Annotated in this window: 10 protein-coding genes; 5 read left to right on the plus strand and 5 right to left on the minus strand. The window is 73.5% G+C overall.

Going from position 1 to position 14388, the window contains the following annotated elements; genetic code table 11:
* The first annotated feature begins 171 nt into the window (after positions 1 to 171).
* The 4 genes from ACFVYA_RS04370 (at position 172) to ACFVYA_RS04385 (ending at position 6788) form a co-directional block, all read left to right on the plus strand.
* Positions 172 to 405: a hypothetical protein gene (locus ACFVYA_RS04370; protein WP_285988575.1), complete on the plus strand. Its 234-nt coding sequence runs from the start codon at positions 172 to 174 to the stop codon at positions 403 to 405.
* Positions 406 to 459: 54 nt separating this feature from the next.
* Positions 460 to 1521: a lanthionine synthetase LanC family protein gene (locus ACFVYA_RS04375; protein WP_387042295.1), complete on the plus strand. Its 1062-nt coding sequence runs from the start codon at positions 460 to 462 to the stop codon at positions 1519 to 1521.
* 3 nt (positions 1522 to 1524) lie between these two features.
* Positions 1525 to 3447 (plus strand): ABC transporter ATP-binding protein, encoded by a 1923-nt coding sequence (locus ACFVYA_RS04380; protein WP_387042298.1) that lies wholly within the window; start codon positions 1525 to 1527, stop codon positions 3445 to 3447.
* Between the two features lie 86 nt (positions 3448 to 3533).
* Entirely contained in the window at positions 3534 to 6788 is a 3255-nt protein-coding gene (locus tag ACFVYA_RS04385; protein ID WP_387042300.1) for a BTAD domain-containing putative transcriptional regulator, read from the plus strand.
* Here ACFVYA_RS04385 and ACFVYA_RS04390 read toward each other — a convergent pair whose 3' ends face one another.
* Together ACFVYA_RS04390 and ACFVYA_RS04395 are read right to left on the minus strand one after the other, a co-directional pair.
* The gene (locus ACFVYA_RS04390; protein ID WP_285988571.1) at positions 6789 to 7403 is read right to left on the minus strand and encodes a VOC family protein; all 615 of its coding nucleotides are present in this window, start codon (positions 7401 to 7403) and stop codon (positions 6789 to 6791) included.
* 8 nt (positions 7404 to 7411) lie between these two features.
* Positions 7412 to 8749, minus strand: coding sequence for a S8 family serine peptidase (locus tag ACFVYA_RS04395; protein WP_387042304.1), 1338 nt, complete (start codon positions 8747 to 8749; stop codon positions 7412 to 7414).
* A gap of 84 nt (positions 8750 to 8833) precedes the next feature.
* Between ACFVYA_RS04395 and ACFVYA_RS04400 the strand changes: the two genes are divergently transcribed.
* Positions 8834 to 9367 (plus strand): methylated-DNA--[protein]-cysteine S-methyltransferase, encoded by a 534-nt coding sequence (locus ACFVYA_RS04400; protein ID WP_387042307.1) that lies wholly within the window; start codon positions 8834 to 8836, stop codon positions 9365 to 9367.
* 181 nt (positions 9368 to 9548) lie between these two features.
* Here the strand turns inward: ACFVYA_RS04400 and ACFVYA_RS04405 are convergent, their stop codons facing one another.
* The 3 genes from ACFVYA_RS04405 to lysX all read right to left on the minus strand — a co-directional run bounded on the left by ACFVYA_RS04405 (position 9549) and on the right by lysX (position 14165).
* On the minus strand, positions 9549 to 10139 hold the full coding sequence (locus tag ACFVYA_RS04405) for a DinB family protein (protein ID WP_387042309.1): 591 nt from the start codon (positions 10137 to 10139) through the stop codon (positions 9549 to 9551).
* A 72-nt stretch (positions 10140 to 10211) separates the two neighbouring features.
* On the minus strand, positions 10212 to 10778 hold the full coding sequence (locus tag ACFVYA_RS04410) for a hypothetical protein (RefSeq protein WP_285988567.1): 567 nt from the start codon (positions 10776 to 10778) through the stop codon (positions 10212 to 10214).
* A 63-nt stretch (positions 10779 to 10841) separates the two neighbouring features.
* The gene (gene lysX, locus ACFVYA_RS04415; protein WP_387042542.1) at positions 10842 to 14165 is read right to left on the minus strand and encodes a bifunctional lysylphosphatidylglycerol synthetase/lysine--tRNA ligase LysX; all 3324 of its coding nucleotides are present in this window, start codon (positions 14163 to 14165) and stop codon (positions 10842 to 10844) included.
* Positions 14166 to 14388: the final 223 nt, after the last annotated feature.

Raw genomic sequence — 14388 nt, forward strand, 5'->3', positions numbered from 1 at the left:
CGGAACGCCACGCACACAACCACGCTTCACCGCACCGCGTCACCGGCTTCCCGGCCCGCGTCGGCGAGACGTCGGCGGAGCGTCGGCAGGGCGTCGGCGACTGCCCGGAAGGTGGAACCGGGCCGGCTGTGGCCGGTCCCGTGAAGATCGACACGAAAAGGAAACCGACGAATGACGATGATGGCGCCGACCGAAGAGGACGCCATGTTCGAGCTGGAGCTGCGGATCCTGCCGCAGGACGGCAAGGACAGGTACTCCCTCAACGGGGCTTACTCCGACGACTGCGTGCACGCCTCCGCCGTGACCGAGGGCTGCACCACGACCAGCAACTGCACGATCACCTGCTACACCAGGTTCGCGCCGGAGAGTGCGGCTCCGCTCGCTCCGACCATGTGCAACACCTGATCCACGGTGCTCCGGGCTCTGCTTGACCCCGCCCTCGCGGCGCGGGTCGCGGCAGTGTCCGCCGACGTGGCGGCGCGCGCGGTCGATCCCGGACGGATCGCCGCGGGCGTCGCCGCGCTGGGCGGGCAGTCCGCGTTCGCCGAGGAGGTGCGGTGGCGGCCGGTGTCGCTGGCCTTTGGTGACGCGGGTACCGCCGTGCTGTGCGCCGCGCTGGACGCCGCCGACCCCGCGGCGGGCTGGGACCGGGTGGGGCACCGGTTCCTCTCCGCGGCCGTCACCGCGTTCGACGAGCCTGACGGCTCGCTGTCGCTGTTCGTCGGCGGCACCGGTGTGCTGGCCGCGGCCGGCCTGCTCAGCCGCGGCGGGACGCGCTACGCCGGCCTGCGGGGACAGCTCGCGGCCGCCCTGCTGCCGACGCTCGACCGGGTTCTCGCGACGGCCGGTGCGCACGAGTCGGGCTATGACGTCGTCCACGGGTTGTCCGGCTGGACCGCGGCCCTGCTGCTCGACGCCGGCACTCCCACCCGGGTGCTGTCCACCTTCGGCGACGCACTGGCGCGGCTCGGTCCGGACTTTCCCCAGCCCGGCCTGGCCCACGGCGCGAGCGGGCCGCTCGCCGCGCTGGCACTGCTGGATCGGCGGGTCCCCGGCTTGCGGACCGCCATCCGGGCGTTGGCGAACCGCGTGGCCACGGCCGATTTCGAGAACGGCAGCTGGTGCGTGGGCCGGGCCGGGGCCGCCCGGGCGCTGTGGCTGGCCGCCCGCGCCCTCGACGACGTCCGGCTGGGTGAGCGAGCCCAGGAGCTGGCCCTGCTCGACACCGAACACCGGACACCGGCTTTCTGCCACGGCACGGCGGGTGCGTTGCTGGTTTCCGCCCTGTTCTGGTGGGACACCGGCGACGAACGGCATCGCACGCACGCCGCGCGGCTCTGCACGCGCCTGCTGGACGCCTACGAGCCGGACACGGTGTTCGGCTTCCGCGACGTCGAGCCCGGCGGGTCCACAGTGGACAACCCGGGCCTCCTGGTCGGTGCCGCCGGGATCGCCCTGGTGCTGACCGCACTCACCGCACCCCGGCCACCCGCGTGGCCACGACTGTTCCTGGTGGCGTGACCCATGTTGTGGACGACGAAGAACGACGACCGCCGCGGCCCGGACGGCGACGACCCGCTGTTCGGCACCGGGATCCGGCTCACCGACGGGTTCGCGCAGCACGAAGGCGCGGCGGCCGCCCTCGGCTTCTGGGCCATGCTCCGCAGGCTGCCCGCGCTGCTGCGCATCACGTTCGGCATCGCCTGGCGGGCGGGCCGGTGGACCCTGCCGGTCGCGGTCGCGGCGAACGTACTGGCGGGGGCGGCGACGGCGGTGATCCTCGTGGCCACGAACTCCGTGCTGGCCGTCCTGCTGTCCGCGCCGCCGAGCCGGGAACTGCTCCTGACCGCCGCGCCGTCGATCGCCTGGGTCGTCGCGGGCGGGGTGCTGCGCAGCGTGCTGTCCTCGGTGGGCAGTGCCGCCAACGGGCGGCTCGGGCCGCGCGTCGATCGGGCCGCCTACGTCCGGCTGCTGGAACGGGCGGCCGCCGTCGAACTGGCCGTCGTGCAAGACGCCACGTTCAGCAACAACCTCGCCGCCGCCCGGCGCGGGGCGCTGGCCGCCCGCCAGGTCACCACGGCCACGATCGCGTTGCTCGACGCGATCGCGGGCCTCCTCGCCGCGGGCAGCGTCCTCGCCGTGCTGCACCCCGCGCTGCTGCCGATGCTGCTCGCGGTGATCCTGCCCTCGGCCTGGGGCGCCGTGCGCGTCGCACGGGCACGGTTCCTTTCGATGAAACGGTGGACCGAGCTGCACCGCCAGCTCGACACCCTGGCGTCGCTGCTCACCCAGCCGGCGTCGGCCGAAGAGGTCCGGGCCCACCAGAGCGGCCGGTTCCTGCTGGACCACTACCGGCGCCTGGCCGGGCAGGCCGAGGCGGAGGAATCCCGGCTGGCCGACAGCCAGGCCCGGACGACGTTGGCCGCCGACGGCGTGTCCGGGCTGGCCAAGGCCACCACCTACGGCGCGCTCGGGCTGCTGCTGATCGCCGGCGCGGTGCCACTGGCGGTCGCGGGCACCGTGGTGCTCGCGATCCGGACCGGGACCCAGCACCTGACCAAGCTGGTCATGGCCGTCAACGACCTCTACGAGCAGGGCCTGTTCGTCCAGGACTGGCAGCAGGCCTGCGAGCGGGCCGAGGCCGAGGCGATGCCGGCCCGGACCCGGCGACTGCCGCACACCCCGGGCACGATCACGGCCCACGACCTGCACTTCGGCTACCCGAACTCGGCCGAGCCCGCGCTGCGCGGCGTGGACCTGACCGTCCGGCGCGGCGAGGTGGTGGCGCTCGTCGGCGAGAACGGCTCGGGCAAGAGCACGCTCGCCAAGCTGCTCTCCGGGCTGTACCTGCCAAGCCGGGGCAGCGTCCGCTGGGACGGCGTGCCGACGTCGGAGCTGGACCGCGAAAGTGTCTTCGACCAGGTCGCGCTCGTCGCGCAGGACTTCGTCCAGTGGCCGTTCACCGCCCGGGTCAACGTCACCATCGGCCGCTCCACCCGGCCGCCGGACGCCGAAGCCGTGCGCCGGGCCGCGCGATTCGGCCGCGCGGACGAGGTGATCGCCCGGCTCGACCGTGGCTGGGACACGCTGCTGGCCCGGGAGTTCTGGGGCGGGACCGCGCTGTCCGGCGGGCAGTGGCAGCGGCTGGCCCTGGCCAGGGTGCACTACCGGGACGCGCCCGTCGTCATCTTCGACGAGCCGACCGCGGCGCTCGACCCGCGCGCCGAGGCAGAGGTGTTCGACCAGGTCTGCGGCCTCGCCGACGCCGGCCGGGCCATCGTGCTGGTGACCCACCGGCTGGCCTCCGTCCGGCGCGCCGACCGGGTCTACGTGCTCGACGAGGGCCGCGTCATCGAGCACGGCACGCACGAGGAGCTGATGGCCGTCGACGGCCGGTACGCCGAGCTCTACCGGTTGCAGGCCGAGCAACACGGCCTGCGGCGCTGACGATCAATACGCCCATTCGGCGAACAACCGCCCTTCCGTCCTGACACACTCTGCTGGCACATGGGACCGACCGGGGAGGGTCGCAGGTGGAATTCGGCGTGCTCGGCGCCCTGCGGGTGCGGATCGGCGGGTGCGAGGTCCCGGTGCCTGCGGGCAAGCACCGCGTGGTACTCGCGTCGCTGCTGCTGCGCGCCGGACAGGTCGTCTCGGTCGCCGAGCTGATCGAGCACCTGTGGGCGGACGCGCCGCCCGCGGGGGCCCGCAGCACCGTGCAGACCTATGTCCAGCGGCTGCGCCGGGCCTTCGCGCCCGCCGAGCCGATCACCACCCACCGCGACGGCTACTCGATCGAGGTCGGTCCCGGCGCGCTCGACCTCGACGCGTTCCGCACCGCGGTCGCCGGTGCGGACGCCGTGCGCGGGAACCCGCTCGCCCAGGCCGAAGCGTTGCGCGCGGGCCTGGCGCTCTGGCGTGGCCCGGTGCTCAGCGACGTGCCGTCGGAATCGTTGCGGGCCACGGTGGCGCCGTCGTTGTCCGAAGAGCGCCTGCAGGTGCTCCAACGGGTCATCGACGTCGAGCTGGCCGCGGGCCGGCACGCCGAGCTGGTCGCCGAACTCCGGGGGCTCACGGCCGAGCACCCGATGCGGGAGCGGTTCTGGGCGCAGCTGATGCTCGCCCTGCACCGCGCGGGCCGGCAGGCCGAAGCGCTGGCCGCGTACCGCACCGTGCGGACCCGGCTCCGGGACGAACTGGGCATCGAGCCGGGTGACCGGCTGCGCGAGCTGCACCAGGCCGTGCTCACCGGGGAGGTCGAAGCCTCGCCCGCCGGTCCCCCGCCGCCGGTGGATCCGGCGCGCTCGGCACCTTGGGTCGCGCAGTGCACCCTGCCGCTGGACGTCCGGGTGTTCGCGGGCCGGGCCGACCTCGTGGACCAGCTGCTGATCACCCTGACCGGGGCGGCCGTTCCGGTGGTGGGCGTGTGCGGCCCGGCGGGGGTGGGCAAGACCGCGCTCGCGGTGCGGGTGGCCCACCGGCTGCGCGCGGCCTTCCCGGACGGTCAGTGGCACGTCCGGCTCGGCCGGGCCGAGCTTTCCGAGGTACTCGCGGACCTGTTGCACGCCACCGGGCTGGACCGCGCCCACCTCCCGGCATCGGTCGAGGCGCGGGCGGCCCAGCTGCGGGCGCGGCTGGCGGACCGGCGCGTCCTGCTCCTGCTCGACGACGCCGCCGACGCCGAGCAGGTGCGCCCCTTGCTGCCCGGCACACCGGGCTGCGCCGTCCTGGTCACCAGCCGGGTACACCTCGGTGGGCTCGCCGCGCTCCACGACGCCAGGGTGGTGACACTCGACACGCTGAGCCCGGACGAGGCCCGGACGCTGTTCACCGACCTGCTGGGCGCCGGCACCGCGGACCCGGCCGCACTGGCCGAAGTCGCCCGGCTGTGCGGATACCTGCCGTTGGCGCTGCGGCTCGCCGCGGCCAACTTCGACGGCGGCGTCGAGCACTACCTCGCGGAGCTGCGCGCGGGTGACCGGCTGGGGCGGCTGGCCGTCCCCGGCGATCCGCGAGCCGCCGTGCGCACGACGTTCGCCCTGTCCTACCACGCGTTGCCGGATCGGGCGCGGCGGCTGTTCCGGTTGCTCGGGCTCGTGCCGGGCCAGGACTTCGGCGCCGAGGTCGCCGCCGCGGTGCTCGGCTGCGGCAGGCTTTGCGGGGGTACGGGTGGCGAAGCCCCCGGCCCGGAGCGAAGCTCCGGTTGTCACGGCAGGCTTTGCGGGGGTCCGGGTGGCGAAGCCCCCGGCCCGGAGCGAAGCTCCGGTTGTCACTGCCTGCCGGAGGCCCACGAGGCACTCGACCACCTCGTCTCGCGGCACATGCTCGGCCGGCCGGTGCCCGGCCGGTTCCAGTTCCACGACCTGATGCGGCTCTACGCGACCGAGTGCGCTCGCAGCGAGGAGCCGGCCGAGGACCGCCGGACGGCGCTGCGCCGGCTCTTCGCGCACTACCTCGACGCCGCCGACGCCGCGGGGACCGTGCTGTACCCGGACCTCAGCCGGCTTCCGCGACCGCGGCCCGGTGCCCGGTTCGGCTCGGCGGACCAGGCCCGCGACCACCTCGAGACCGAGCACGCCAACCTCATGGCCGCCATCGAAGCGGCCGAGCCCGCCGGTCTGCCGTCCTACGCCTGGCACCTGGCCGACGCGCTTCGCGGCTACTTCCACTCACGCAGCACGACGACCCAGTGGGCGTCCGCCGCACGCACAGCACTGCGAGCCGCCGTGCACGCCCGCGACGAAGGAGCGCGGGCCGCGATGCACATGAGCCTGGGCATCCTGGCCTGGACGCTGGGCCGGCACACCGAGGCGCTGGACGAGATGGGCCAGGCACTCGAGAGGAGCCGCCGTGCCGGGTTGGTGCCCATCGAAGGGGCGGCGCTGCTGAACATGGGCATCATCCAGCTGGAGATCGGCAGGCCGGCGCCGGCCGTCGAGCTGTTCGCCGAAGGGCGGGAACTGGGCAGGCGTACCGGACAGGACTTCGTGGTGGCCAACGCGCTGCTCAACAGCGCGAGTGCCCACCTGGAACTCGGCGAGCTTGAGGTGGCCCGCGAATGCAGCGAGCAGGCCATGGCGATCTGCGACCGGGTGCGCTCGCCGCACGCCGCCGCGACGGCCCGCTCCAACCTCGGGCAGGTGCACCTCGCGGCGGGCAGGCTGCCGGCGGCGCAAGAGCACCTGACCGCGGCGCTGGCCGCCTTCGAAACCCTCGGGTCCGCTGTGGACGCCGCCGAAACGCTGTCCCACCTGGCCGCGGTGCACCGCGATGCGGGCCGGGCGGACGAGGCGAGCGACACGGCGCGAAAAGCGCTGGCCGCCGCTCGATCCGTCGACGCGGTCCGGGTCCTCGGCGAAGCCCTCGTCGCCCAGGGCACCGTCGACCAGCTCGGCGGCCGTCACCGCGAGGCGCTCGCCCATTTCCGCGAAGCCGCCGACCTCTTCGCGACGGACGAACACAGCCGTGTCCTCGGCGACGCCCGGATCGGTTTGGCGGTCTCGTACCGGTACCTGGGCAGCCTGGCCAAATCGGCCCACTACGTCCAGACCGCGCTCGCCGGAGCCGTCGCCGCGGGCCGGAACGTCCAGCGGGGAACCGCCCTGACCGCGCTGGCGCTCACCGAACACCGGCTGGGCCGTCGCGACGCGGCCGAGACCGCCGCGCGCGCGGCCCTCGAGTGCCACGCCCGCACCGGTCACCGCCTCGGGGAAGACCGCGCTCGCGCCGCACTGGCCGAGATCACCGATGCCCTGACGGCCACCCGGATGACGGTGAGCGTCCGGTAGCTAGCTCAGCGCGACCTGGCGGCCGTCCGGGGTGCGGAGGGCCGCCGTCAGGCCGGCTTTCGCGGCCCGGCGGACCAGCAGTTCCAGGCCGAGCGCGTCGGTCGCCGCCAGCACCGAATCCGGGTCCGGGTGGGTGCCGGTGACCATCAGCAGCGGCAGGGACGGCAGGTCGCGCGTCGTCGGGTGCGGGGTGGCGCCCCAGTCGATGAGGAACGGGTGCAGGGTGCCCGGGACGCTCGGCGGGGTCAGGCGCCAGCGCAGCGTTTCGCCGTCGCCGGTTTCGCGCGACATCTCCATCGGGTCGCCCGGGTCGAAGCCGTGGGCGCGGGCCGCGGCGACCGTCGCGTCGATGTCGGTCGTGCGGACGGCCCAGGCGACCAGCGCGGGCTCGGTCAGGTCGTCGATGCCGAACGGCCGCGGCCCTTCGGGGTCCGGCTGGGCCGGGTCCGGGCCGATGACCTCCAGGTACATCCCCGCGCCGAGGTCGGCGAGGTGGTTGGCCGTGCCGACGCCGACGTGGCGGCCACCCGGCACGGGCGTGACTCCGGTGAGGGCGGTGACCCGGGCGACGGCGTCGGCGAGGTCCGGACCGGCGTAGACGAGGTGATCGAGCACGAGCGCCATCATCCCGCGCCGACGGCGCTCGCCGCATCGACCATCCCGTGGCCGTGGTAGGTCGTTCCGTCCTTCGTGGACGCGCAGACGGCGTCCGGGCACGGCAGCGGCGTCGCCGTGGCGTAGAGAGCGCGCTTGATCCGCTCGGCGCTCCAGTGCGGGTGCTCGCTCGCGATCAGGGCGGCGACACCGCTCGCGTGCGGCGCGGCCATCGACGTCCCGTTCGCGGAGCGGTATTCGCCGTTCGGCCAGGTCGACCAGACGCGCGCGCCGGGCGCGGCGACGCTGATCCGGGACGCCGAGTAGTTCGAGAAGGTCGCTTTGACGAGCTTTTCGTCGAGCGCGCCGGTGCCGACGACGCCGGGCAGCTCGTGCGGCAGCCGGGTGCAGCTCGGGTCGATCCGGCGCTCCACCGGCGTGCTGTCGGCCGGGCTCTCCTTGTCCGCCGAGCGCGTGTCGAGGTTGATCCCGGCGTTGCCGGCGGAGGCGACGACGAGGACGTTCCGGCGCTGCGCGTACGCGACCGCCCGGCCGACGGCGAGCTTCGCCGCGGCCTGGTCCGGCTGGTCGTCGCAGTTGTAGCGCCACGGGATCGAGCGGTAGCTGTTGTTGGTGACGGCGAACCCGTGCTCGGCGGCCCAGACGAACCCGCACACCATGCTCTCGGCCGTCTCGGTGTCGTCGAGTTCGGCGAGCTTGACCGCGGCGATTCTCACCCCCGGAGCGACGCCGACGACGCCGGTTCCGTTGCGGGCCGCGGCGATCGTGCCCGCGACGTGGGTCCCGTGGCCGTCGAGCGTGGGCCGCCAGGCACCGGGGCCACGGTCGGACCGGCCGGACAGGCAGGAAACGGAGTTCCGGCTGTCGAACGCCGGTTTCAGGTCCGGGTGGGTGTCGTCGACGCCGACGTCGAGGACGCCGACGAGGGTGCGCCGGCTGCCGTCGGTGACCTGGTGCGCTTCGGGGAGGTGCAGCGCCGGGACGTCCCACGCCGTGCCCTCCGGCGGGACCTGGCCGGAGTTCGGCGAGTTCGGCCCGGTGTAGCGGAGGTCCTTGCGGGGCGCGAAGAACTCCTTCGGGATCTTCGCGGTGCGCGTCGCGCCGACAGCGTCGATGCCCGGCGTTTTCCGGACCTTCGCGGCGAAGTCGTCCTTCGCGGTGTACGCGACGACGACGCCGATCTGCGGGTAGCTCGCGACGACGGTGCCGCCGGCTTGCTTGACGACGAGTTCGGCCCACCCCGTGTGGTGCGTGACGACGACGTGCGGCATGACCAAGGGGTCGGCCGCCGCCGGCGTCGCGATCAGGCCCAGCATGAGCGCCGTGGCCAGGATGATTCGCCGCACGCGTCCTCCTCGAATTCGCCCAAACCGAACTTAGCGATCATTCGCGGCAAGGCGGTACCCCTCTTCGGTCGTAGGCTGGGCGGCATGACGACGGGGTTCACGGTGTTCGGCACGGCGATCGGGGCGTGCGGGCTCGCCTGGCGCGACGACGTCGTGATCGGGACGTCGCTGCCCGAGGGCAGCGAGGCGCGGACCCGCGCCTGGCTCGTCCGGCGGTTCCCGGACGCCGTCGAAGGAACGCCGCCGGCGCCTGTGCGGGCCGCGGTGGCCGGGATCGTGGCGCTGCTGGGCGGTGCGCGTCAGGACCTGGCGTCGATCGAGCTGGACTTTTCCGGGGTGCCGGAGTTCAACCGGCGCGCGTACGAGGTCGCGCGGACGATCCCGCCGGGCAAGACGCTCACGTACGGGGACATCGCGCACCGGCTCGGGCAGCCGGGGTCGGCGCAGGCCGTCGGGCAGGCGATGGGGCACAACCCGTTCCCGATCATCGTCCCGTGCCACCGGGTGCTGGCGGCCGGCGGGAAGGACGGCGGGTTCTCGGCGCGGGGCGGTGTCGGGACGAAACGCCGGATGCTCGTGATCGAGGGCGCGCTGGCGGACGAGCCGACGCTGTTCTGAGCCCGGCCGGCCGGGCTCAGAACGGCAGCACGCGTGATCGAAGGGCCGACTCACGTGATTGGAGGGTCGACTCGCGTGATTGGACGGACGACACGCGTACCTGGAGGACCGACACGCGTACCTGGAGGGACGACACGCGTGTCTGAGGGCCGGCTCGCGGGTGGGCCGCGAGCCGAGCCGGTCAGGCCGGTTGGGACGCCGGGGTCCAGGGCTTGATCCAGGGGGACTCGGGCCAGCCCTCGGCCGCTGCCATCAGGGGGTACGCCGTGCCGCCGTCGATGTGCTCGCGGATGATGTCCGCGTGGCCGGCGTGGCGGGCCGTCTCCTGGATCAGGTGCAGCAGGACCCAGCGGACCGACCACGCCTCGACGTCCTGCGGGAACCAGGGCACGCCCTTCGGTACCGGGACCGCCTGGCCGAGGTCGTCGATGCCCGCGATGACCTCCGCTGTGCGCGCCGCCACCTCCTCGTAGCGGGCCAGCGCGCCTTCCAGGGTCTCGTCCGGGCCCAGCCGGTGGGCCGACTCCCACTCCGCCACCGCCTCGCCGAACGGCTTCTGCGGCACCTGCAGCACCGTGTCGAGCCAGCTGTCCTCAGTGGCCGCGACGTGCTTGATCAGCCCGCCCACCGACAGCGCGCTCTTCGTCGAGGTGAGTCTCGCCTGTTCGTCGGTCAGCCCGTAGGCCGCCAGCCTGAGCACGTACCGCTGCTGTTCCAGGAAGCTCAGCAGCCCGTCACGCTCGTCGGCCACCGGGCGCACGTTTCCCGCCATGTCGATCCTTCCGTCCGTGGACACCTGCGGCGATCGTGCCACCCGGCACCGACATTTCCGGGCGGAATTCCGCTATCGGTGCGCGTGCCGCGGGGCGGGCTTGACGAAGGCGTACGCGCCGCCGATGCCGTACAGGGCCGCGCGGACCACCAGCTGCGCCCGCGTGAAAACGCCTTCGTAGCCGTCCAGCTGCCGAGCGAGCACGACGGCCAGCCAGGTCGCCAGCACCAGCACCAGGCCCACGACCGCGAGCGCGCGCCAGCCCGGCGGCCACCACAGGATCAGGCTGATCACCCCGGCCACCAGGACGACGCTGAGCAGCGACGACAGCAGGTCGCTGTGCTCGGGGTACAGGGCCTGCAGCAGCACGAGCACGCCGAACGCGCTCACCGAGATCGAACTGAGCCGCGCCGACCACTGGACCGGCCCGAGCCGGTGCAGCGGGGGTCCGGCGAGCGCGAACGCGACCCCGGCCACGGCGAGCAGGACCCGGAACACCGGCGGCCCGGTCAGCAGGGCCTCGGCCGGGTCCCGCACCGGGGACACGCCGGTGGGCAGGAAGAACTCCAGCAGCCAGCCCGAATACGCCAGGACGGCCACCCCCATCAGGAGGGCCGAGGCGATCCGAGCCGTGCGCACGAGGCAGAGCGTAAGCGACCGGCCGCGCCACGGCCCGTCGCCGTGACCAGGTCCACCGAGTCGTTATGCCTGCGGTCGGACGAAGGGGAACAGGACCGTCTGGCGGATGGAGGCACCCGTGAGCATCATGAGCAGGCGGTCCACGCCCAGGCCGAGCCCGCCGGTCGGCGGCATGCCGTGCTCCAGGGCGAGCAGGAAATCTTCGTCCAGCTCCATCGCCTCGACGTCGCCGCTGGCCGCGCGCAGCGACTGCCCTTCGAGCCGCCGCCGCTGCTCGATCGGGTCGGTCAGCTCGGTGTAGGCCGTGCCGACCTCGGAGCCGAACGCGATCAGGTCCCAGCGCTCGGCCAGCCGCGGGTCCACCCGGTGCTGGCGGGTCAGCGGCGAGACGTCGGTCGGGTAGTCGGTGTAGAAGGTCGGCAGCACGGTCGCGCCCTCGACGAGGTGCTCGAACGCCTTGAGCACGAGGTCGCCGTGGCTCGGGTCCTCCCCCACCGGCACCCCGGCGGCCACGCACAGGCGGCGCAGCTCGGCCACCGGCGTCCCCGAGTCGATCTCCTCGCCGAACACCGCCGAGACGGCTGCGTGGACCGGCACGACGGGCCAGTCGCCGGAGATGTCGTACTCGACGACCTTCCCGTCGGCGTCGGGCCGCCGGACGACCTGGGCGCCGTACGCCGCTTCGGCCGCGTGCTGGACGAGTTCGCGCGTCAGCGTCCTCATCGTGTCGTAGTCCGCGTACGCCTGGTACGCCTCGAGCATCGTGAACTCGGGGTTGTGGGTCGCGTCGACGCCTTCGTTGCGGAAGTTGCGGTTGAGCTCGAAGACGCGCTCGACGCCGGCCACGCACAGCCGCTTCAGGTACAGCTCGGGCGCGATCCGCAGGTACATCCGCATGTCGTAGGCGTTGATGTGGGTGACGAACGGGCGGGCGTTGGCACCGCCGTGCACCGTCTGCAGCATCGGCGTCTCGACCTCGAGGTAGTCGGCGTGGTGCAGCCGGTCGCGCACCGCGCGGACCACGGTGGACCGGAGCCGCAGCATGTTCGTCGAGTCCGGGTTGACCGCCAGGTCGAGGTAGCGCTGCCGGACCCGCGTCTCCGGGTCGGTGAGGCCCTTCCGCTTGTCGGGCAGCGGGTGCAGGCACTTCGCGGTGACCGTCCACTCGTCGACGAGCACCGAGAGCTCACCGCGCTTCGACGTCACGACCTGGCCGCTCACGCCGACGTGGTCGCCGAGGTCGACACCGGTCCGCCAGCGGGTCAGGTCCAGCTCGCCGGCTTTCAGCATCAGCTGGATTTCGCCGCTGAAGTCCTTGACCCGGGCGAAGCACAGGCCACCGAGGATGCGCAGGTTCAGCACGCGCCCGGCGATCCGGACCCGGTGCCCGGTGGTGGTGTCGGGGGCCAGGCCGCCGTACTTCGCCACGACGTCCCCGATGTGGTCGTCGCGGCGGAAGCCGACGGGGTACGGGTCGATGCCGGCCTCGCGCAGCTTGTCGAGCTTGGCGATGCGGACGCGGACCTGTTCGGGCCGCCGCCAGGCCTTCGGCGCCGGTGTCGCCGCCGACTCCTCGATCTCCTTGACGCGCGCGACGAAGCCGTCGCTGACCGTCTCCAGCCGCAGCGACCGCGCCCGTCCGGTCGGGACGAACCCTTCGAGCGCGCCCGCGACGATGCCGACCCGCGGCAGCCGCCGGGCCGAGGAGTAGCAGAGGAAGCGGGGCTCCCAGTCCGGCCCGTACTTGGCGTTGGACCGGTACAGCGACTCCAGCTGGAAGAACCGCGAGAACACGCTCAGGATCCCGCGCCAGGCCCGCAGCACCGGGCCCGCGCCGATCCGCTCGCCCTCGGAGAACACCGCGCGGAACATCGCGAAGTTGAGCGAGATCCGCTGCGCGCCGAGGTGCTGCGCGGCCGCGACCGTCTCGGCGATCATGTACTCGTTGAGGCCGTTCTCGGCGTCGCGGTCCCGGCGCATGAGGTCCAGCGAAAGCCCGCGACGCCCCCACGGGACGAACGACAGCAGCCCCCGCAGCTCGCCGTCAGCGTCGTAGGCCTCGACCATCACGCTGCGGCCGTCGCTGGGGTCGCCGAGCCGGCCCAGCGCCATCGAGAACCCGCGTTCGGTCTCGGCGCCGCGCCAGGCCTGCGCCCGGGCGAGCAGCTCGGCCATCTCGTGATCGGGGATCTCGCCGTGGCGGCGGACCCGCGAGGTGTACCCGGCGCGCTGGATGCGCTTGACGGCCTGGCGGACCGAGCGCCGCTCCGGGCCGGCCAGGCTGAACTCGCGGACGTCGAGCACGGCTTCGTCGCCGATCTCCAGCGCCCGCATGCCGGCCCCGGTGTACGCCTTCGCGCCGCGTTCACTCGCCCCCAGCACGCCCGGGGTCCAGCCGTACCTGCGTGTCTCGTCGAGCCACGCGCGGACCGCGTCGGGCCACGCCTCCGGGTCGCCGACCGGGTCGGCGCTCGCGACGCTGGTGCCGCCGAGGACGCGGTAGGTCACCGCCGCGCGGCCGTTCGGCGCGAAGACGACGCTCTTGTCGCGCCGGGTGGCGAAGTAGCCGAGGGAGTCGTCCTCGCCGTGTTCGGCGAGCAGCTGACGCAGGCGGAGCTCGTCTTCGTCCGTCCGCAGGGCGCGGCTGCGCACCCCGCGGAAGAGCGAGTACAGCGCCGCGGTGGCGACCGCCGTCGCGCTGAGGTCGAGGAGGACGTCCAGCCAGCCGGGCCCTTCGCCCACGCCGATCCGGCGCAGCTGCAGGTTCTCGCCCGTGGCGTGGTTGACGACCCAGGCGAAGCGCTCCCACGTGTCGCCGAGGTGGCCGGGGAACGCCTCGGCCAGGCCCCACCCGACCAGGATGACCACGGCGAAGCCGCCGAACAGCACGCTGAGGCCGTCACGCCAGGCGCTCGGCGCGAGGCGGGCCGGGAACGCCGGGCGCAGCGCGAGCAGCAACACGATCAGCCCGATCGAGACGAGGTCGGCGACGGTCAGCACCCACAGCTGGGCGGGGATGTGCCGGACCTGCTTCGGGCCGAGCGTCAGCAGTTCGGGTGACCACAGCAGGGTCGCCTGGAGGACCAGCGTGAGCAGCAGCCCGCCGACCTGGAACAGCACCAGCGTGTACAGCGCCGCCTTCTTGCGGCGGCGCAGGGCGGCCCCGAGCACGACCAGCAGCAGCACCATGATCAGGCTTTCGCTGGTCGGCACGCTCAGGCCGGAGAAAGCCATGTCGATGCCGTTGAGCAGGCGGCCGTGCGCGCCGCCGGTGAAGAGCAGGATCACCGAGAACACCGCGGCCAGCTGGACCACGGTCGCGACGATGCCGCCCGCCTTCGCCTTCCAGGCGGGGAGGCGACGGCGCGAGCTCGCGAGGTTTCCCATGGGTGGTTTCGTCGCCTTTCGCGGCCGGTCGGTGGTCATGCCCTCTTCTTGACGTAAGTGAACCCGGGTTGGTTGTCCCCCGACATCAACCTGAAGGCTGACGGCCCGTGGTCCCCGGCGGTGTGAAGCTTGTCGCACGCGGTTGGGGCCGGTCCGGGGGCGTGTCACCCTTTGAGACACCTCTGCTCCACGACCCGGGGACCTCGACGAGGCCTCGAGGGAA

Source organism: Amycolatopsis sp. NPDC058278, assembly GCF_042881395.1.
Classification (GTDB): Bacteria; Actinomycetota; Actinomycetes; order Mycobacteriales; family Pseudonocardiaceae; genus Amycolatopsis.

Excerpts from the sequence above, each read along its gene's own strand:
- ACFVYA_RS04380 (WP_387042298.1), top strand. The coding sequence starts at position 1,525 with ATGTTGTGGACGACGAAGAACGACGACCGCCGCGGCCCGGACGGCGAC.
- lysX (WP_387042542.1), bottom strand. The coding sequence starts at position 14,165 with ATGGGAAACCTCGCGAGCTCGCGCCGTCGCCTCCCCGCCTGGAAGGCG.
- ACFVYA_RS04370 (WP_285988575.1), top strand. The coding sequence starts at position 172 with ATGACGATGATGGCGCCGACCGAAGAGGACGCCATGTTCGAGCTGGAG.
- ACFVYA_RS04405 (WP_387042309.1), bottom strand. The coding sequence starts at position 10,139 with ATGGCGGGAAACGTGCGCCCGGTGGCCGACGAGCGTGACGGGCTGCTG.
- ACFVYA_RS04400 (WP_387042307.1), top strand. The coding sequence starts at position 8,834 with ATGACGACGGGGTTCACGGTGTTCGGCACGGCGATCGGGGCGTGCGGG.